Genomic DNA, 19,409 nt, shown 5'->3' with positions numbered 1-19,409 from the left:
GGGAGTCGGGATTTCTCCGATACTAGAATGCTTCAACACGCAGATGTTTATTGTTCTTACTTGTGTTTTTTGATTTTAGCACATCTTTTAATATTTCAAGGGGAATAAATTCCCTTGAGTCGCGTTTCCTCTCAGGTCTGAAGACACTGAGTTTCCACTCTCCCAAATTTGTCTTATGAGTGGAAATTAGAACAAACTAAACTACACCCGCTTGAAAAATCTGATTTGCTGTGAGGTTCAAATCTGGAAAAGTTTGTGACACAATGCGATCATTCTCTCTAAACTTGACGATTTGATATTCACCGTCAACCAAGTTACAGATAGAAATTGTCGGTTGTTTGGGATTTCCAATCAAATTGCGCCCGCCTAAAGCAGCATAATCGACAATCCAATATTCTGGGATACCCATCTCCTCATAATCGGCATATTTAGAATGGTAATCATCTCGCCAATTAGTTGATACAACCTCAATTAACAAAGGGATAGATGCACCTAAACTGAGGGTAGATTGTTTTTGCCATAATGTTTCGTTCGCCAGATTTGCGCGATCGAGTACCAAAATATCAGGGAAATAACCACAATCTTTTTCAGGAGGTCTAACTATTACTTGACGGGGGATACCATAGGGTAATCCCAGACGTTTAATCTCAACAGGAATTTCGATGCTAAGAAAACTGATAACTTCCTCGTGTTCGCCTACTGGTTGTGCCATCTCAACAATATCTCCATTATGCAGTTCGTAGCGTACCGCCGAATTTTCTGGTAGCCACTCCACAAATTCTTCAAAGCTTACGAGTTTGGGTAAAGTTTGAGTCATAGGTTTTGAGAATTACCGATAAATAAATTATATAGCAGGGAACACCGGAACAGCCCCCCCAAACCCCCCGTGCACGGGGGGCTAGGGGGGAGGGAACACCGGAGGAAAAGACTTCACCGTCTAGCTTTGCTGCATCACTCTTTGTCCTAATAGGTCTGGCGACTGCTATATCTCTAAGTTCTATTATATATAGAAACAAGTCCAGAACCTTTAAGTAAATTATAAGGAATGAAAAAGTAATAACTTGATGAGTTAATTGTCTGAGCCAAATCAACGAAAATCGCCAGATTTTCTATGGGCTATATATAGCGTAATTGTGTAAGTCCTGTTTATTTAAGGTTCAACTATTACGGGAGTTCCGATTTTTACCCTCTGAAATAGAGCCAGAACATCTTGATTAAACATCCGAATACAACCGTGGGAAGCGGCTTGTCCAACGGTTTCAGTATTAGGAGTTCCATGGAAACCAATATAGTTTTTTCCATCTGTCCAAAACCCAATCCAACGCTCTCCTAAAGGATTATCTGGCCCTGGAGGAATAATTTCTCCGGTAAAGGGATGTTCCCAGGTGGGCTGGGAAATCATTTCGATAACTTGATATTTACCGACCGGAGTTTCCCAACCTTCTCGACCAACAGCGATAGGATAACTGCTTTGGAGTTGTTGATTTTGATAGAGATAAACCCGACGTTGATTTAATTTAATCACCACTCTCAAATTATTTTCAATCGAGTCATTAAGTTGATTATTGGGTGGGGGAAATAAATTAGAAGTGGCAAATTTGGGGGTGTGAGGGGTTAGGAATTTAACTGGGGATGGAGCCAGGGGAATCGGGTTTTGGGGCTGAATTGATAGGGCTGGACTCTGTTTTGTCACTCCTCCGAACAGTACAGTTGTTCCTAATATAACTGCTGTCAAATATTTTTGAAAACTTTTTCCTCTAACCATGGCACTATTTTTATTGACTTTGACGGATTGATTCATGATTGTTTCCCGTGTTTTTCTCGTCTTTCTCCCCAAAGTTTAATATTTATAAAATTTTTGGGATTTTGAGAATTTTGGTTTAAGATCACGGGAAAATCAGCTTGTTTGTTACATCATCTTACGATTATGACTAAAAATCAAACCATTAGCCCTCTGAGCATAATTGGTGTCATTAGTGCCGGGTTACGCATCTATCGAGATCATTTCAGATCCTATTTTAATATAGCTCTGCAAGCCTATTGCTGGTCAATTATTCCGATTTATGGCTGGGCTAAATTTTCCGCCCTTTCTGCACTAATTGGTCGTTTAGCTTATTATGAAACCTTAGAACAGCCCGAAGTAATTTCAGAAGCTCGTAGTCGTGTCGAGCGCAGAATGTGGAGCTTTTTAGGGCAAGGAATTCTAGTTGGCTTAATTGTAATGGGTGGAATTTTTGGATTAACTGTAGTCGGAGGAATTTTTGTGGGTATCTTAGTGGCTATTTTAGGACAAAATAACCCGGTTACATACTTAATCGGTTTTGGGATTTTTATTGCGATTTTATTTGCCTATATTTGGCTAATTTCTCGAATGTACATTGCGGCTTTACCCTTAGCCGTTGAAGATAATATGACCGCAACAGCAGCCATTAGTCGCAGTTGGAAACTAACCAAAGGAGCAGTATTACGGATTCAAGGGATTCTGTTTCTGGGATTGTTGATTATCTTACCTGTTTCAATTTTAGTTATATTGATTATCGTCTTTTTGCCACTGGCTTTTGGAATTATAGTTAACCCCGATTCATCTACTTATAAACTGATTGTGAATTTATTTTCTGTGGCTATAAATATTATTATCGGGGCTTTATTTCTTCCATTTTGGCAATCAATTGCTGGGGTTATTTATTATGATCTCAGAGTCAGACGGGAAGGAATGAATTTAACAACTAACCCGATTAAAGATAGGAAATCAGGGGTTTGAATTTTCCCTAGTGGCGATCAGTTTAATCCAACATAGCATGATCCATGATCATAACCTAGGGATGGCAAGGAGCGATCGCTAATTTCCGGCTCCCGCAGTTTAGCCATTTTCACTTACATTTTATAGCTGATTTCCGCAAAGGCTGTTAAACTTAAATCAAATAGAGGAGCATTACTAATCCCCTTGTCTTTATTCCTCAACGGTTGTAGATATTTGATTTAAGCCGGGGTGCCTTCGTGAGTGAGCTAATTCATGCTGAACTTAGCTCTAAATCTAAGAATATTGGACTAAGACACTAAATTAAAATTATAAAGATGTTAGCTAAATCTGAAGCAACTGGGACAGTTACACTGGAATCGCAGCAAATTTTTGCCTTAATTGACAGTATCTTACCGCTAGAAGTTTGCCTGCATTACCAAATTTTACCTCTTTGTCTCAAAGATCATCATTTATATTTAGGTGTGGTTGATTCAGAAGATCAATCAGCCTTAGAATATGTGCAGAAGATCGTATCCTACATGAATTGCTCCATCATCAGTCAGGTGATTTCTTCGAAGGAGCAACGTTCTATTTTATCAGCCTATCTCTATCATACACAACAGGCTAAAACCGATGAATCTTTGACAATAGATATGGAAACAATCACCCAATTTTCTGAACAGAAAAACTCATCACCAACTCCTGTTTCAAGTTTTGAGGTCTCGACTTCTGTTCCCTCTCCAAAAGTTGTGGAAATAGAGCCAGTTATTTCTTTAGCACCAGTCAATTCAAATTTATCAACCTCAAAAATCGAAAATTTTTTACCTGAATCTGTAGAATCAATATCCACAAGTTCTTCAAAAGCACTATCGGTTTTAGAGGTAAAAACGACTTATTTAGAAAGTCCGGTAGAAGTTTTATCGATGTTATCTCCCCATAAATTATTACAAGAACTGTTAGGACGAGTTTTAATGGGAGGTATTGGAAGGCTTTATTTTGAACGTCAAGAGGCTAATTTAAGCCGAATTTTGTGGAGTCAAGATGGCGTTTTACAATCCGTTGTTACCGGGCTAGATGATCAGCAATTTAAAGGGGTTATTAATGAATTAAAACTGTTAGTAGAACTACCATTAATTCCTGTAGATAAACCGCGACAAGTTGAAATGGAAAGGCTTTATGAAAATACTCATCTGTTACTACGTTTAAGAATTAATCCAGCACCCTTGGGAGAAGAAGCTAACCTACAGGTTTTACGCGGGGCTGCTTTAAAGTTTTATCAAAAACAACAGTTATCTAAATTAAGTTTAGATGCTCTATGACTGACGCAGCAACTCCAAAACAAACTAAGTGAACTGAACACTCGTCTGGCAATAACGCCCCTATCTTCTGAGAATTTAGTATTACTGAATCAACTCTTAAAAACCATGGTTGAAGAATCTGATGCTTTAATTGAAAAAAGTCACGATAAGGAATAGGTCTTTTTCAGTTATAGCGCTAGGGAACAGCCCCCCCAACCCTGCGTGCACGGGGGGAGGGAATAGGGAATAGGGAATAGGGAATAGGGAATATTATTGACACAATATTCCTTTTTGGGAAAATTATTTAAAAATCAAACCCAGTAACCCTTTCGTGTAGATATAACTAAAACCAATTTGAATCCCGAAATCCGTTTCTTCTCGAATATATCCGACACTGGCACGTCCAGTAATTAAGAAACTATAGGAAATGGGAATATCAATTCCTGCGGTCACTGAAGGGCCGAAACTAAGGTCACTATTAAATAAATCTTTGTAGATAATTCCGGCTCCTACAAAGGGAGAAAAACGTACTGCATTGGTTTCACTTCTAACGGGAAATTCTGCGGTCAAGTGCGTTAGACTCGCACTATCACTTCCAATTAGAATTCCACTAGAATGTAAGGAAAAATTTTCTGAAAACCCCGTTTTAGATAGGGTCATTAAACCGCCTCCCCCTAAACCCGATCCATCTCCGGTAATCCCAATATTACCTCCAATTCCAATATAATTAAAGTTATTACTTAAACGACGACCATTGGCATCGGCGGCTTTACGGGGATCTTCCGGTTTTTCTGATTTGTTTTGTTGTTGAGCAACGGGTAAAGATTGATCTGGATTTTGAGCAATATTCCACTCAACTCGCTCCATCCAATTATTACTTAAATCGGCCGATTGGGTTGAAGGAAAATCATTTTGGGCTTCCGATAAAGTCTGGGGTTGCTGTTGAATAATTTCGGCTGATGGCTCTATTTCTGGAGGTTGAATAGATAATGGCTCTGGGTTGAAATCCGATGTTTCTAAGGTGATTTGAGAAGCTATTTCTAAGGATGGATTAAGTTCTGAAGTTTGAGCAAAAATCTGCTCTGGGTTAAAATCTGGTGTTGCTGAGAAAGTTTGAGAGGCAATTCCTACCGAAGATGCAACAATATTTTCTAAGGAGGATTCCGAGGAAAGTTCCTGAGCCAGAAGTTCACCCCCATTTAGGGTTAATGCGATCGCAGTCCCTAAAAAAACAGTTTTGTGCAGATTAGACATGGGTAGATTCACTCCTCAAGAAATAATTTTTGCCGAGATTCTAACACAATCATTATATAGCAATCCTAAGTAGGTTCTAATATTGGCTCCTTGCTGTGCCTGGGTTTCAGGCCCATTTATTCCTATAACTCAAATAGGATTGCTATATATGGATACCAAAAACAAAGGCGTTTGCTACAAACGCCTTGATCAAGTTCCAAATTTTTGAGACTAATTTAACCGACAACGGCCAGTTCTTTCGGCCAACGACCTACGGCATTACCGATGACAGACAATTCTTGCATTAAGCGGTCAAACCGTTCTGGAGTCAGGGATTGAGGGCCATCAGATAGGGCTTTAGCCGGATTGGGATGGACTTCAATCATCAGGGAATCTGTTCCGGCGGCAATGGCAGCCATGGCCATGGCGGGAACATATTCCGCCACACCGACGCCATGACTAGGATCGATCATAATTGGTAGGTGAGTCAGCGATCGCAATACAGGTAAAACGGATAAATCCAAGGTATTACGGGCATACTGACGATCAAAGGTGCGAATTCCCCGTTCACATAAAATTACGTTAGGGTTGCCACCCGCTAGGATATATTCCGCCGCCATTAACCATTCTTCGATGGTGGCCGACATTCCCCGCTTGAGCAAAATGGGTTTGTTTTGCGCTCCCACTTTTTTCAATAGGGAAAAGTTCTGCATATTGCGAGCGCCAATTTGAATAATATCGGCAACTTCCCCTAATTTTTCCAGGTCTTCGGCATCCATTAACTCCGTAATAATACCTAATCCCGTTGCATCACGGGCCGCAGCTAATAACCCTAATGCACTTTCACCATGTCCTTGAAACGCATAAGGAGACGTCCGAGGTTTGAAAGCTCCCCCCCGCAGGAATTTAGCTCCAGCGGCTTTAACTCGTTTTGCGGTTTCGACAATCATCTCCTCGTTTTCCACCGAGCAAGGCCCAGCCACAACGACTAGGGGATGATGTTCGCTGAAGGTAACATTCCCGGCGGGAGTTGGAACAGTGACTTCACTGGCTTCCCCCTGACGGTAGGCACGACTCACCCGTTTATAGGGTTTTTCTACCCGCATGACGTCCTCAATAAAAGGACTCATTTCCCGCAGTTGTAAAGGGTCGAGATCGACAGTTTCACCGACTAACCCAATCACAACTTTGTGTTTACCGACAATTTTCTCCGGTGATAAACCCCAACTGGTGTTGAGATCTTCAGTTAAACGTTCAATTTCGGCTTCTGGTGTGCCGACTTTCATTACTATAATCATTTATGGTTTTATGATCGATGGATCAAACTTAAAAAGCTGAAATTGTCTAAGAAAATACGGCCTAGATTAAAGCCAATTTAACAATTCAGTTTTGGACACAATCTTGTGAATTCTTAATTTTTCTGTTTGTTTTGCCTGGCAGCTTTCCATCCATCCTGCATTCGCCCTAAATTCAGTTGAAATTCCTGCCAGCCCAGAACACTACCCGGGGCGTCCTCGTCCCAGGATGCGGACAGCACCCCATAGCTTAACCCCAGGACACTTAACCCAAAACATCCCATACTCAAAATTACAATAGCCGTATTGGGAAGGACAAGTAAATCTTGAGTAATGATGAAGTAACTGCCGATGAAGCTTCCTAAGCCCAGGAGCAAAGGAATTCCAGCTAAAACCACCATCCGAGAGAGCATCCGTTGACTGACTTTCTCTGGAATTGCTGTTTCTTCCCGGGTGTAGGTGCGTTTAGTCTCCTTCTGACTTTTGGGTTCAGGTTGGGGAGACTTAGAAGTTGCCTTAACTTTCTGATTTGTTTTTTTTGGTTTAGGGTCTGAAATCGCCTTGTCTGGGGGATTAGAAGTCGCTTTATCGGTTTTTTTGCGATTTTTCTTGGGTTCAAAGGCGGGCCGTGTGGTCGGACGTTCAGAGGACATAGGTTCAGAAAAGGGGTCTGGAAATGCAGGAGGAAAGCTTGAGGTCGGGAATCAAGATAGAGGGATTTACAGAAGGCCTGAAAAACCCTAACCCCGAATTCCTAAACGAGCGATTAACGCTTGGTAGCGTGGTTTGTCTAGGCGTTGTAAAAAACCTAACAGGCTTTTACGACGACTAATCATTTGTAAAAGTCCACGGCGAGAAGCGTGATCTTTTTTATTGATTTTTAAGTGTTCGCTGAGTTTGCTAATCCGTTCCGTCAGCATAGCCACTTGCACCTCGCAGGAACCGGTATCGGTTTCATGGGTTTGGTGCTCGGACATGATTTCTTGTTTACGCTGCTGTGTGAGAGCCATAGTTGTTGAATCTCAGAGATGATCCGTAAATTTCCACAATCACTTAGGATACCACACTTTTGATCAGTTTTGCCCGGCGGTCGTAGCAAGAATTAAAGTGATTTAATTCTGTCCGCAGAATCGAGCCTGTCTTCAGACGATGAGAGTATCAATTACATCCCGATGGATAAGCGGGTGTTACTGATGCTGAAATTTGGGAAATTTATCGGCTTCGTTGGGGAGTTGAGTTGTTAGGGAAGTTTTTGAAAATGCACTTAAAAATTGACAAACTGATCTAAACCTTTGACAAATAGATGGAGCCGGCAATATTAACATTAGAAAAAATGCAGTAAGTACAATTTGTCTTTATAGTGATTGTACTGTAGCCTTCTCAAAGGAAGAAATTCAACTGTTAGCCAAATTTATTAGAGAAAATTCATAATATTATAATGAAAACCATTAAATTCATTGATTTATTTGCTGGAATTGGAGGAATCAGACTTGCTTTTGAAAAAGCAGCTTTAGCATTAGAGTTTAAACCTCAATGTTTGCTGAGTAGCGAGATTAATCAAGATTCCAGATGGGTTTATCAAGCTAACTTTAAAGACAATATTATCGTGTTCGTCGCATTACTCCCCGTGAAGCGAATCGTTTACAAGGGTTTCCCGATCATTTTTGTCTACATTATCATGATGATAAGGCTTATTATCAATTGGGAAATTCTGTTAGTATTAATGTAGTGGAGTTTATTGTTAAGGAAGTTTTGTTAAAGGTATTTGTTGGTGCGATCGCGCCTCTGATACAGCCTATAATTTAAATATCGATTTTTTGACAAAAATTTGCGATATCATGCCATTTTATCTTATTTATAACTGGAGAGTTCAGGATTAGTAGAATAATTAAACCCCGCTAAAACATCAGGTTCAGAATTGTTTTCGACCCAGTGCAGAAAACTTTCTGGGGCTGTGTTAAACTGAACCAAGAGGCGCAGAGTCGCGACCGAAATTTTATGGAGAAGTTGGGGATAATTCAAACATAAAACCCGAAATTGTGGATTACTCAAAACAGGTTTAGGAAACTCATTGAGTAACTCGATTAAGGTTTCTTTTGGGGTATTCGGGTTGGTGGCTTCTTGTTGCAGAATAATGCACTCTGGTAAAATCATAATTTTCGACCAAGGTTGATTCTATGAAATTAAAGTTTTTTTTATTCATCTGCGGGTAATTTGGATTTAATTTGTGCAACAAAATCCTTATGATCAACGACGGGTTTAGGAATATAACCATCGGCGCCACTACGCGCTAAAAAGTTTTCGCGATCGCCCGTGGTCGCATGGGCGGTTACTAAAATAACTGGCAGTTGGGCGGTGGCGGGGTTCGCTTTTAACATTTTGGTAATTTCAATCCCATCAACGGCTTTTCCCCCATAATAACTATTGGTTAAAGACACATCCATTAAGATTAGATCCGCTTGTTTGTTAGCCGCCATTTCCATGACAGTTTGCACATCTTCGGTATGTTTTGCCATTAACCCGCCACGTCTGGTTAAAATCCGTTCAAAGACTTTCCAGTTAACAAGATTATCTTCAACAACTAAAATAGTTCTCATCATGGTCTTACCTCTTGGGGAAACCCTATATCATCTATCTATAGTTCAAGTGTGTTCGATATCCGTTAAACTGTCGATAGGGATAAGTTCAGGAGTTTTCAACGCTCAGGTATGACTAGAAACAATCTTTCTCAGGAAGTCAGGATGGAAAAGGATGGAAAAGTTCAGGATGTCTTCTGAGACTATCCACGAACCTCAATTAGTAGGGGAGAGCCTATCAAGCTTATCAATTAGAACGCAGTTGTTCTAATACCTCATCTGTAAACGGATTTTTACCCTTGTTAAGAGATGCTATCCAAGCTTTTCGTTGTTTTTTCTCCTCAGCATTTCCAGCCGATTTCACAAATATTTCAAAATCTTCAATTGCACCTTTAGAATCACCTGTTAACGTCCTGGCTAAACCCCGACTGTTATAAACCCATCCATTTTTAGGATCAAGTTCAACGGCTTTATTACAGGCAAATATAACTTGATCAGCTTCTTTATTAATACTTCCTGCCCAACACAGTTGATTCCAATCAGAAGCCGAAATTTTTAAATTTGGATCTAATTCTTGGGCTTGATTGTAAGCTAAAATTGCTTCTTCATCAAATTCTATATATTCTATATCTTCTATTAATTGCTGACCTCTTTTAAATCTATGCTTTGCAACTTCAGTTTTGGGATTAAATTTTAAGCCAGGGTCAAATTCTAATGCCTTTTGGAAACCTAAAATTGCTTCATCAAGTTTACCATTTTCTGCTAATAATTCTCCAAACAGAACTAAACTCGCGGCGGCTAACTTTAAACTAAAGTTAGAGTCCAGTTTGGCAGCTTGTTGAAACTTAGAAACCGCTTGCTTAATTTTACCCTCTGCTGCAAGTTTCTCACCCTGCAAAAACAAAACTTTTCCTGAAGCTTTCTCCCCACAAAGACGACGCTCATCGTCACTGGGGTTCGGGTTATTTCTTAGGTAGCCAGTTATCGAACTACAAGCGTGCTTGAGGAGTTCATCTCGGTTAAAGTTCCACAGTTTCACCGTGTTGTAACCACTCCCAGAAGCGATCACATCCCCTTTGGGGCTGAAGGCGACACCCAAGACATCACTCTCATGGCCTTTGAGGGTGGTGACGAGGGTGCCATCAAGTTTCCACAGTTTCACCGTCTTGTCCCAACTCCCAGAAGCGATGAATTTCCCGTCGGGGCTGAAGGCGACACTGCTGACAACATTCTCATGGCCTTTGAGAGTGGTGACGAGGGTGCCATCCAGTTTCCACAGTTTCACCGTCTTGTCAGAACTCCCAGAAGCGATGAATTTCCCGTCGGGGCTGAAGGCGACACTGTTGACAACATTCTCATGGCCTTTGAGAGTGGTGACGAGAGTGCCATCCAGTTTCCACAGTTTCACGATGTTGTCCCAACTCCCAGAAGCGATGAATTTCCCGTCGGGGCTGAAGGCGACACTGTTGACAGAATTCTCATGGCCTTTGAGAGTGGTGACGAGGGTGCCATCCAGTTTCCACAGTTTCACGGTGTTGTCCCAACTCCCAGAAGCGATGAATTTGCCGTCGGGGCTGAAGGTGACACCGATGACAGAATTCTCATGGCCGTCTAAACTATTAATCGGTTTCTGTCCTGGCCAGTCAACGATTTGTCGCAATAAATCTGTACCTTGTAACTGGATATCTATTGTTGGTGCCTGTGCCTGTTTCAATTTTTGATTGAGTTTGATCACATCCATCTGCACGGGCAAAGTAGAATTTAAGCGAGGTTGTAATGTGGCGATTTCCGTTCTGAAATTGGCATTTTCCTCCCCAATAAATGCTTTGCGCCGTTGAACTTCTGACCACACACCGAGGAGAGCAACTATCACAGCAAAGGCAATTGAGCCACCAACAATTTGTTGACGTTGTTTTTGTTTTTGTTTTTCTTCCTTTTCGTACAGTTCTTGACTTAACTGAATAAATTCTAATTCATCTTGAGACAATTCATCTCGACGGGTTTTCAGTTGTTCAGAGGCTTGAACCAGTGCCGCCCCCCGTAATAATAAACCTTGATCTTGGTTCTTTTCCTGCCAATAATTCATCGCCGCCCGCAGTCGTTCTTGCCAGGTTCTAAATTCTCGGTCTGTTGCCATCCATTGTCTGAGTTGACCCCAATTTTTAATTAACGCTTCATGAACCACTTCAACGGTTTCTTGTTCTTTAAGTTGTTGCGGTTGTTGTTGAGAATTGTCTGTAATTTCACGGGTGATTACCGTCCGACTGGTAACAACTAATCTCGCATCCGCTAATTGTTTGACTAAATTCCAATTGCTATCATTTAATTCTGCTTTAGTTGCCACTCGTCGGGTGTCTTCCGTTCCTGCACCTGGACGCACTAATTGTACAAATATTCGCCGCACTTGCTGTTGTTGTTCCGGTTTGAGTTTACTAAATTCGCTATCCGCATAACAAGTTAATGCTCCCGAAACTTCTCCAATTTCTTGATAAGCATTGTGGGTTAATTGTTTCCCCTTTCGTTTGTTCCAAAGTTCCGTTAAGGCAAATTCTAATAAGGGTAAATTCCCCGGTTCTTTATCCACATCTCTGAGAATACGTTCAACGAGTCCTCCTTCAAAACTCACCCCTAATTTTTGAGCAGGTTTTTCAATAATATCTTTCAGTTCTTTTTCATTCATCGGCCCTAACATAATATTGCCTTTTTGCAATACATCTGCTAAGGGACGATAGGACAGGGCATTTCCTAAAAAATCTGCCCGCATTGTTCCCACTAAGACCGTTGATAAAGAGGATTTTTCAGCAAAGGATTTAAAGGTATTTAAGAGAATATCGAGAAAATTACGGCGGGTTTGTTCATCGTTACAAAGGGTGTAAAGTTCCTCAAATTGATCGGCGATGAGTAAAATTCTATTATTGGGATAATTGCCTTGGATAGTTGAGAAAACATCCGATAAAAGAATAGTATTGTCTTGAAAATATCCGGCTAATTTACGAGCTTGAGCGATGCGGTCAGTTTCATCGAGATTCTTGACATAGAGGGGAACTAACGCTTGAGCTAAGGCATGAAACGGGTCATTTCCGGGTCGAAAATGGGTAAATTGCCAATGTCCGATTTTAACTAATTTTGGCACTAATCCCGCTAAAATTACCGAAGATTTGCCGCTACCCGATGCCCCTAAAATGGGAATAAAATTACGGGTTTCTGTATATTGAAACAGGTTTTCTACAAAGACTTCTCGCCCAAAGAAATATTCGGCATTTTCAGGACTAAAATGATATAATCCTTGATAGGGACACAATAAATTATCATTAACATTTTCTTCTGTAGCAGTTATAACTGTTTGTTCTTGATAATAATAATTATAAATAATCGTCCGAGATTGATTAATAGACCTCTTGCAAAAAAAATCTATGCTATAATAAAAAATTTTCACTTTCAGACTAAGAGTGTCAACTCATAATTATAAATGGCTGACAACAAATTACAACGAAGACCATAACGGCGACGACGATTTCGATAACGACTCGATAAGATCCTGAAAATTTTGAGGCTCCGATTAACGTGTTCAATCACAATTCGTTGATGAGCCAAAGCTTGATTATAGTCTTTTTCTAAGACCGAAAGATTGCCATTTTTGGGTTTCTTTTTGGGTACATAGCTATTCAAGTGATAATCCTTAATCCCTTGATAGCCACTATCTTGTAAACTATCAGTTTGGGGGTGAAAATGAATTTTGCTTTTTTTGAATAAGCTGAAATCGTGGCAATGTCCTTGTCCAAAATCTGTACAAATAATCTGTTTAGTTTCTTGATCAATTACTAACTGAATTTTGAGCGTGTGATGTTTTTTCTTTCCTGAGTAACATTTTTTCTGTTTTTCATTAAAGTTGATTCAATATTAGCAACAATTCGGCAAATAGTTGATTCTGATACTCCCCAATTTGTCCCAATATGAAAATATGTTCTGTATTCTCGCCAATACTCCAAGGCTACTAAAACTTGCTCTTGGAGAGTCAGGCAGGTGTGACGTCCTCTCCTATCTTTAGGATGTTCTAACCTGAACTGCTCTATGGCATTAACCATTGCTTGAAAGGTTTGAATCTTGACACCAAATCTCCGTTTAAATTCAGGAGGTTTCAAATTTAGATAAAATTGAGTGTTCATCGCAGAGTTATTGTCTTAATTCACTTTCAATTTTTACCATTTTATGGAGTTTTTAGCAAAAGTTTGTGAAGAATGGTTAGTCTCTGGGATTTTATGAAATTGAGCAAAACTCACCATAATACCATAAAATTATTTTGCAAGAGTTCTATTAAATTTATGTAAAAATGATTTATAAATCATGCCACAGTTTAAAGTATTATCCGGTGAAGAAGTTATTTCGATCTTAGGTCGCTTTGGTTTTGAAATTCATAGTCAAAAAGGAAGCCATGTTAAACTACGTCGTTATAATTTGGGTAATAAGGAAACCTTAACAGTCCCTAATCACCGACAGTTAGATCCAGGAACCTGTAAGGCTATTTTCAAACAAGCGGCTAAATATATTCCTGAGTCAGAGCTTGGGGTTTACTTCTATAAAAAATATTAATCTTTATAAAGAAATCCACTTATTCACGGTTATGAAAAGCTGCATGAAGAAATATAGATTAAAAGTATTGTTGCAGGCTATGTAAATAGAGGCTAGGGTGTGTTAAGTTAAAAGGTAACATACCCTATTTTTTGAGTTTACCGGAAAATTATGTCTGTGTCATTAAAAGAAAATATCCAAGCCATTATTCATCGAGGCGAACAACAGGGTTATGTTGCTGAATGCCTTGATATTAATGTAGTCACACAGGGAGAAACCTTGGATGATGTGGTTTATAATTTACAAGAGGCTGTTGCTTTACATTTAGAAGATGAAAATTCAACCGAATTTGGACTCATTGATCATCCTTCAATCTTGATTAAATTTGAGTTGAAGTTTGATCGTGTACCTTTTTTGAAATAAAAAATATGAAATTGGATGTTATTGTAAATGTTAAAATTATAGGAGCTTAAAATCAATGAAAACCAATTCAATTACAATTCCAGTTAGTGAAACTTTAAGTGAACAACTAAAAAAATTAGCAGAATTACAGGATAAATCAGAACATGAACTAATTATAGAAGCAGTGGAAAGTTACATTCGGAAGTTTATCCCTGAAAAAAGTTGTTATGATTTGGCAATGGAATTGGATGTTATTGGAAGTGTTGTAGATTTACCCAAGGATTTGAGTACAAATCCTGATTATTTTAATGGGTTTGGTGGTGTATGAAGCAGAAAGTTTTAGTCGATACGGGGCCATTAGTATCAATTCTATCATTATCTGATACTCATCATCAAAGATGTATAACAACCCTTCAAACACTGCAACCACCCTTATTAACCTGTTGGTCAGTCATCACAGAAACCCACTGGCTGATTCGCAAAAACAAAGTCGCTGTCACTTCCTTATTTAAAATGATTGAAGGAGGATTAATAGAAGTTGTTCATTTACCAGAGGAATCTATTCCTTGGTTAAAAATTTTTATCCTAAAGTATCATGATATTGGAGTTCAAATAGCTGATGCCTCCCTATGTTATTTGGCAGAAATTCGAGATCTGGATACAATTTTTACCCTAGATAGAAGGGACTTTTCAATTTACCGGATTAGAAATAATCAAACTTTAAAAATTATTCCTGAATTTTGATTTCAGTCAGATCATTTTCTGTTTGAAGTCGAAAGCGATCGCCTATACAATAAACAACTATTTTTCCATGTTATAGTCCCTATATCCTTGGGCTGAAGCCCAACAACGGAGTTTTTAAATTAATGTACAAAAGGTTATAAAATACTGAGAATAAAACTAATAATTAATAACCCTAAAACAACGATCCAAATAATATTCTGTTGTAGCCAAATTCTGAAGGAAACAGATAAATTTTGCTGAGATTTAATCGGATCAGAAACTAACAGTTCAGAACGATTTTGATAGAGGGTACATTCCTGGGCTAAAGGACGTTGGGGAAAGTTGCAAGTATCATCATCGTGATAGAGACAGGTTTCACAGAGATATTCCTTCCCCGTCGAACGATAGAGGGGAATACCGGGATGTCCAAAGGCTTTGAGTTGAGCTTGACAATGGGGACAACTCAGGGCCTGAGAATCAATAAGTTGGTGACACCGGGGACAAAGGGACATTTTGAAGATTTAAACCTGGAAAAATCGAATCGGCGAATTGGGGAAAAATACCACAAAATAGAAAATGTGAGTCAGTCTAAACATAAAGCCTAGCTTTATCTTTGCACTTTAGCAGCCTAATCAGGTGAGAAACAATGGATAATCAAAATAACTTACTCCGACAACTACTGATGATTGGAATTGGGACAACTTCCTTAGTAGCAGAAAAATTGCAGGAAGCCACCGATCAGTGGGTCAAAGACGGGACGATGAATACAGACCAGGCCAAAAAGTTTGTCGATGACATGATGCAGGGTCTCAAACTCGATCAAACCAGTTTAGAAGACCTGATGCAGCGCCAATTCCGCAATTTAATGCAGGATGTGGGGGTTCCTCGTCAGTCGGAACTTGATGAGTTACGCGGACGCCTAGACCGCTTAGAACGTCAGATGAGAGACTTGGAAAATCGTCTTTGGCGTTAAAAAGTCCCCAAATAATGTCAAACTTGAATCTTGGGTTTTCCCTGAAACAACAATCCTAAAGGTACATCAGTAGATGCAGGAGGATGAATTTTGCGAGAAATTCTAATTAGCTTAGGAGTGATTATTGTTTGTACGGTTGTGTTAGTTGTAGCTCAAATTACAACATCAATACAACAGGCACAAGCGGTTAATCAAAATACTCCAATTGCAGTGCAACAGACGGTAGCAACCTCTAGTATTCCTTTGTTTGCACCCGATATGGTTGCCAATGATCAAACTCTTATTGCTCAAAACATGACAAATTCAGAAGAAAAAGTAATTACAACTGACTCCGGTTTACAGTATGTGGATTTAATCGTAGGTGAAGGTGCATCTCCTAAGCAGGGTCAAGCAGTTACGGTTCACTATACGGGAACTTTAACAGATGGTAAAAAGTTTGATAGTTCTCGCGATCGCGGAAAACCTTTTGAATTCAAAATTGGTATTAGTCAAGTGATTAAAGGTTGGGATGAAGGCGTTATGAGCATGAAAGTGGGCGGACGTCGCAAGTTAATTATTCCACCGGAATTAGGGTATGGTTCTCGCGGTGCGGGCGGTGTGATTCCTCCGAATGCAACGTTAATTTTTGATGTGGAACTATTAAAAGCTTGATTATTTCATCCTTAAAGGTTAAATAAAAGCTCCAAAAAACCGGGTTTCTAGTCGTTATATATATGAAGAAACCCGGTTTCTGTGTATGAATTTAGCTAGAACGAGGATTGGCTAAATTTCTGAATTTAGTGAATTGAGGGTCAAATAATAGTTTAATGGTTCCTGTGGGGCCGTTCCGATGTTTAGCCATAATAATTTCGGTAATACCTCGGTCTGGGGTATCGGGATTATAATAGTCATCTCGATAGATCATCATCACTAAATCCGCATCTTGTTCAATAGATCCAGATTCTCTTAAATCCGATAACATCGGCCGTTTATTGGTACGAGATTCAACGCTACGACTTAACTGGGATAGGGCAATAACAGGTACACTTAATTCTCTGGCTAATCCTTTTAATGACCGGGTAATTCTCGATAATTCCTGTACCCGATTATCACTAGCACCTTCCATTAATTGCAAATAATCTATTAAAATTAACCCTAATACCCCCCCATTTTCAGCTTGCAATCTTCGAGCTTTGGAACGCATTTCGGTAACGGTAATATTGGGGGTATCATCAATAAAAATGGGTAATTCTGCTAAGGAACTAATTGCCATGGTTAAAGGTTCCCATTCCGATTGACTAATTCTACCTGAACGAATGCGGTTACTTTCAATTTTTGCTTCACTAGATAATAGTCTTTGGACTAATTGCCCTTTCGACATTTCTAAACTAAAAACGGCAATGGGGAGTTTTTGACCCTTAGCAATATTATGTCCTAAACCGACGGCAAAACTGGTATTATGAACACAAATATCATTTGCAACAAAATTATGGGTTTCAGGAATGGTTAAGTCATAAACCTGTTTTTCCCCCATAAATTCAATTGAGACAATTTCATCCCAATAAATCTCACTGGTTGCTAACTGTTGTAAGGGTAAATTATCTAAAGTAGTGGCTAAACTCCAGAGTCTTTCCCGTGATAATTGCCGTTTACCAACATGAATATTACTATAGCCTGGAATCCCTGCCCTTTTTGCTAAACTTTGCCAAGATTCATCGCCTTTAACCGTTGCGATTTCTTGCCAAATTTCTATGGGAATCAAATCTCGATTGGTTTGATAGCGTTTATTCATTAACGCATTTTCTATTTTTAAAAGTGCTTCTTCTTTACTAAAAATCCCAATTTCTGAGATGAAGATTTTGATAGATAAAGCATCAGTAATATCCAGTTGCCAAGCCGTTTGAATCGTTTCTTTATATTTAACAGAACGCTTTTTCAGTGTTGCAATAATCCCAAATCGTAATAATAAGTGTTGAACTTGTCGGGCTAATTCTTCGCTAACACTGCCATAACCCAATTGACATTGACCACTGGCTAATATTGTTGCCCAGCCATCGGTTGCAAACAGACGATTTAGAAATAATGCTATTTGCGATCGCTCTAATTTAAAGATAATTTCAGGAATCGTTTTTTGATGAGAATTTTTACCCCAAAATCCAATTGTTTCCATCCAAATAACTAACCCATCCCTAACCCTCCCCTTAGTAAGGAGAGGATAAATTTCGGGTTTATTTTCAATCAATTGTTGAATAGACTCAACAAAATCCTGTTTAATTCTATAATTATCTCTCTTAGCCCCCCATTGACAAGGGGGGGGTGAGGGGGTCGATAATCCAATTGTTTCCATCCAAATAACTAACCCCTCAATAACCCTCCCCTTAGTAAGGAGAGGATAAATTTCGGGTTTATTTTCAATCAATTGTTGAATAGACTCAACAAAATCCTGTTTAATTCTATAATTATCTCTCTTAGCCCCCCATTGACAAGGGGGGGGTGGGGGGGTCGATTTAGGGGAATCCTTGAATGATATTCTATTAATATTCGTCAACCCTCCATCTCCTAGTAAATAACCTAAAATTTTAACTTGATATTCAGGTAATTTTTCCGATCCAAAGCTATTAAATTGACGAGGAACAGCAATTTTATCTCCGGGTTTAATTTCTCCTAAAGGTCGCCATCCTTGAATAGTTAAAAAGGGATGGGTGATGGTAGATTCTACAAAACGCCCTAGTTTTGTGGTGACTCTAAATACGGGTTTAATTCCATCATCAATAAAGTTAGAAGGTTCAGTAATTTTGAATTTCCAATTATTTTCTAACGTTAAAATTTGAGCTTTTTGACGATTATAAATATCTTCAATTGTGACAACACTCCCATCCGATAAAACAATTTTACTATCAAAACTTAAACATTTTCCCATGGACGGTCTACCCGCAATAATAATTAAATCCGACCGTTGAAAACCTCCTGTCATCGCATCTAAATCATAAAATCCGCAGGGAATACCGGGTAAGGCAATTCCCTCATTACGGTCTTCAATTTCTTGGAAAGTATCAATTAAAGTTTCACCAATAGAAACTAAATCCTGTTGCGGTCTAACTTGAGAAATATTAAAGATTTGTTGTTCAGATTTATCGAGAATGGTTTCTAAATCTTGACTGGTATCATAGGCTAATTCAACAATATTATGTCCCCCAGTAATCATACTGCGACGGATTTTTTTATCTAAAACTAATAAACCATATTGATCAATATTAACCGCCGAAACCGTGCGATCTACCAGTTGAGTTAATTTTAATTGTCCTCCCACTTGTTCGAGTAGATTTTGATCCGCTAACCAAGTTGTAACGGTCATTAAATCCGTGGGTTTTCCTTGGGAATGCAGGGTTAAAGCTGCCCGATAAATGATTTGATGGGATTTGAGGGCAAAGGATTCTGGTTGTAATAATTCTGCTACCCGACTAATGGCTTCTGGATCGAGAAGAATACCCCCTAAAATGGCTTCCTCTGCTTCTATGTTTTGAGGGGGAAGGCGATCGCTAATACTAGAAAATTGAGGTTCATTCATCGGATGAGTTAATTGATCAGCAGATTAGACCATTTTATGTTAAACTCTATTAT

The 19,409-nt window shown here is 39.2% G+C and carries 21 protein-coding genes and 3 pseudogenes; 12 read left to right on the top strand and 12 right to left on the bottom strand.

The window, feature by feature from the left end:
* Positions 1–196: 196 nt before the first annotated feature.
* Positions 197–817, bottom strand: a complete 621-nt coding sequence (locus NMG86_RS22835; protein ID WP_026787822.1) for a Uma2 family endonuclease — start codon at positions 815–817, stop codon at positions 197–199.
* 333 nt (positions 818–1,150) lie between these two features.
* Positions 1,151–1,801 carry a L,D-transpeptidase gene (locus tag NMG86_RS22830; protein ID WP_237157112.1) on the bottom strand — a complete coding sequence of 217 codons (651 nt, stop codon included), beginning with the start codon at positions 1,799–1,801 and terminating at the stop codon, positions 1,151–1,153.
* A 126-nt stretch (positions 1,802–1,927) separates the two neighbouring features.
* Between NMG86_RS22830 and NMG86_RS22825 the strand changes: the two genes are divergently transcribed.
* Complete coding sequence (locus tag NMG86_RS22825; RefSeq protein WP_026787820.1) at positions 1,928–2,761, top strand: glycerophosphoryl diester phosphodiesterase membrane domain-containing protein; 834 nt, start codon at positions 1,928–1,930, stop codon at positions 2,759–2,761.
* Positions 2,762–3,075: 314 nt separating this feature from the next.
* The gene (locus NMG86_RS22820) at positions 3,076–4,059 is read left to right on the top strand and encodes a GspE/PulE/PilB domain-containing protein (RefSeq protein WP_237747565.1); all 984 of its coding nucleotides are present in this window, start codon (positions 3,076–3,078) and stop codon (positions 4,057–4,059) included.
* A gap of 279 nt (positions 4,060–4,338) precedes the next feature.
* Here NMG86_RS22820 and NMG86_RS22815 read toward each other — a convergent pair whose 3' ends face one another.
* The 4 genes from NMG86_RS22815 to rpsO all read right to left on the bottom strand — a co-directional run bounded on the left by NMG86_RS22815 (position 4,339) and on the right by rpsO (position 7,576).
* On the bottom strand, positions 4,339–5,292 hold the full coding sequence (locus NMG86_RS22815; protein ID WP_026787818.1) for a hypothetical protein: 954 nt from the start codon (positions 5,290–5,292) through the stop codon (positions 4,339–4,341).
* Positions 5,293–5,507: 215 nt separating this feature from the next.
* Entirely contained in the window at positions 5,508–6,569 is a 1,062-nt protein-coding gene (aroF, locus tag NMG86_RS22810) for a 3-deoxy-7-phosphoheptulonate synthase (protein ID WP_026787817.1), read from the bottom strand.
* Between the two features lie 113 nt (positions 6,570–6,682).
* A complete protein-coding gene (locus NMG86_RS22805) occupies positions 6,683–7,219 on the bottom strand; it encodes a PAM68 family protein (RefSeq protein ID WP_026796574.1) in 537 nt (178 codons plus the stop codon).
* 87 nt (positions 7,220–7,306) lie between these two features.
* Positions 7,307–7,576 carry a 30S ribosomal protein S15 gene (gene rpsO / locus NMG86_RS22800; RefSeq protein WP_026787815.1) on the bottom strand — a complete coding sequence of 90 codons (270 nt, stop codon included), beginning with the start codon at positions 7,574–7,576 and terminating at the stop codon, positions 7,307–7,309.
* 176 nt (positions 7,577–7,752) lie between these two features.
* Here rpsO and NMG86_RS22795 point away from each other — a divergent pair.
* The 4 genes and pseudogenes from NMG86_RS22795 to NMG86_RS22780 form a co-directional block, all read left to right on the top strand.
* Positions 7,753–7,851, top strand: a pseudogene (locus NMG86_RS22795) (transposase); the annotation flags it as partial.
* A 14-nt stretch (positions 7,852–7,865) separates the two neighbouring features.
* Entirely contained in the window at positions 7,866–7,997 is a 132-nt protein-coding gene (locus NMG86_RS22790; RefSeq protein WP_420884297.1) for a hypothetical protein, read from the top strand.
* A gap of 7 nt (positions 7,998–8,004) precedes the next feature.
* Positions 8,005–8,109, top strand: a pseudogene (locus tag NMG86_RS22785) (DNA cytosine methyltransferase); the annotation flags it as partial.
* 74 nt (positions 8,110–8,183) lie between these two features.
* Entirely contained in the window at positions 8,184–8,372 is a 189-nt protein-coding gene (locus tag NMG86_RS22780) for a DNA cytosine methyltransferase (RefSeq protein WP_237157113.1), read from the top strand.
* Positions 8,373–8,417: 45 nt separating this feature from the next.
* Here NMG86_RS22780 and NMG86_RS22775 read toward each other — a convergent pair whose 3' ends face one another.
* From NMG86_RS22775 to NMG86_RS22760, 4 genes and pseudogenes are all read right to left on the bottom strand, one after another.
* Positions 8,418–8,720 (bottom strand): hypothetical protein, encoded by a 303-nt coding sequence (locus tag NMG86_RS22775; protein WP_026787813.1) that lies wholly within the window; start codon positions 8,718–8,720, stop codon positions 8,418–8,420.
* A gap of 41 nt (positions 8,721–8,761) precedes the next feature.
* On the bottom strand, positions 8,762–9,163 hold the full coding sequence (locus tag NMG86_RS22770) for a response regulator (protein WP_026796572.1): 402 nt from the start codon (positions 9,161–9,163) through the stop codon (positions 8,762–8,764).
* A gap of 226 nt (positions 9,164–9,389) precedes the next feature.
* Complete coding sequence (locus tag NMG86_RS22765; protein ID WP_499103727.1) at positions 9,390–12,578, bottom strand: WD40 repeat domain-containing protein; 3,189 nt, start codon at positions 12,576–12,578, stop codon at positions 9,390–9,392.
* 2 nt (positions 12,579–12,580) lie between these two features.
* Positions 12,581–13,308 (bottom strand): annotated as a pseudogene (locus tag NMG86_RS22760) (transposase family protein).
* A 178-nt stretch (positions 13,309–13,486) separates the two neighbouring features.
* Here NMG86_RS22760 and NMG86_RS22755 point away from each other — a divergent pair.
* The 4 genes from NMG86_RS22755 (at position 13,487) to NMG86_RS22740 (ending at position 14,857) form a co-directional block, all read left to right on the top strand.
* On the top strand, positions 13,487–13,732 hold the full coding sequence (locus NMG86_RS22755) for a type II toxin-antitoxin system HicA family toxin (protein ID WP_026796571.1): 246 nt from the start codon (positions 13,487–13,489) through the stop codon (positions 13,730–13,732).
* A 150-nt stretch (positions 13,733–13,882) separates the two neighbouring features.
* Complete coding sequence (locus NMG86_RS22750; RefSeq protein WP_043937778.1) at positions 13,883–14,134, top strand: type II toxin-antitoxin system HicB family antitoxin; 252 nt, start codon at positions 13,883–13,885, stop codon at positions 14,132–14,134.
* A 55-nt stretch (positions 14,135–14,189) separates the two neighbouring features.
* A complete protein-coding gene (locus NMG86_RS22745) occupies positions 14,190–14,441 on the top strand; it encodes a CopG family ribbon-helix-helix protein (RefSeq protein ID WP_043937776.1) in 252 nt (83 codons plus the stop codon).
* Positions 14,438–14,857: a type II toxin-antitoxin system VapC family toxin gene (locus NMG86_RS22740; protein WP_026787809.1), complete on the top strand. Its 420-nt coding sequence runs from the start codon at positions 14,438–14,440 to the stop codon at positions 14,855–14,857. The genes NMG86_RS22745 and NMG86_RS22740 overlap by 4 nt, the downstream gene beginning before the upstream one ends.
* A 134-nt stretch (positions 14,858–14,991) precedes the next feature.
* Here NMG86_RS22740 and NMG86_RS22735 read toward each other — a convergent pair whose 3' ends face one another.
* Positions 14,992–15,348 carry a zinc ribbon domain-containing protein gene (locus NMG86_RS22735; protein ID WP_026787808.1) on the bottom strand — a complete coding sequence of 119 codons (357 nt, stop codon included), beginning with the start codon at positions 15,346–15,348 and terminating at the stop codon, positions 14,992–14,994.
* Between the two features lie 134 nt (positions 15,349–15,482).
* Here NMG86_RS22735 and NMG86_RS22730 point away from each other — a divergent pair, with 134 nt between their 5' ends.
* Both NMG86_RS22730 and NMG86_RS22725 read left to right on the top strand, forming a co-directional pair.
* Positions 15,483–15,809 carry a phasin family protein gene (locus NMG86_RS22730; protein ID WP_026795407.1) on the top strand — a complete coding sequence of 109 codons (327 nt, stop codon included), beginning with the start codon at positions 15,483–15,485 and terminating at the stop codon, positions 15,807–15,809.
* A gap of 90 nt (positions 15,810–15,899) precedes the next feature.
* A complete protein-coding gene (locus tag NMG86_RS22725; protein ID WP_026795408.1) occupies positions 15,900–16,460 on the top strand; it encodes an FKBP-type peptidyl-prolyl cis-trans isomerase in 561 nt (186 codons plus the stop codon).
* A gap of 91 nt (positions 16,461–16,551) precedes the next feature.
* On the opposite strand, the gene dnaB is transcribed toward NMG86_RS22725, so the two are convergent.
* The gene (dnaB, locus tag NMG86_RS22720) at positions 16,552–19,356 is read right to left on the bottom strand and encodes a replicative DNA helicase (protein ID WP_026798771.1); all 2,805 of its coding nucleotides are present in this window, start codon (positions 19,354–19,356) and stop codon (positions 16,552–16,554) included.
* Between the last annotated feature and the right edge of the window lie 53 nt (positions 19,357–19,409).

Source organism: Planktothrix rubescens CCAP 1459/22, from assembly GCA_904830895.1.
Classification (GTDB): domain Bacteria; phylum Cyanobacteriota; class Cyanobacteriia; order Cyanobacteriales; family Microcoleaceae; genus Planktothrix; species Planktothrix agardhii.
The sequence above is the reverse complement of the archived record's forward strand: the minus strand, read 5'-3'. Positions and strand labels throughout refer to the sequence as shown.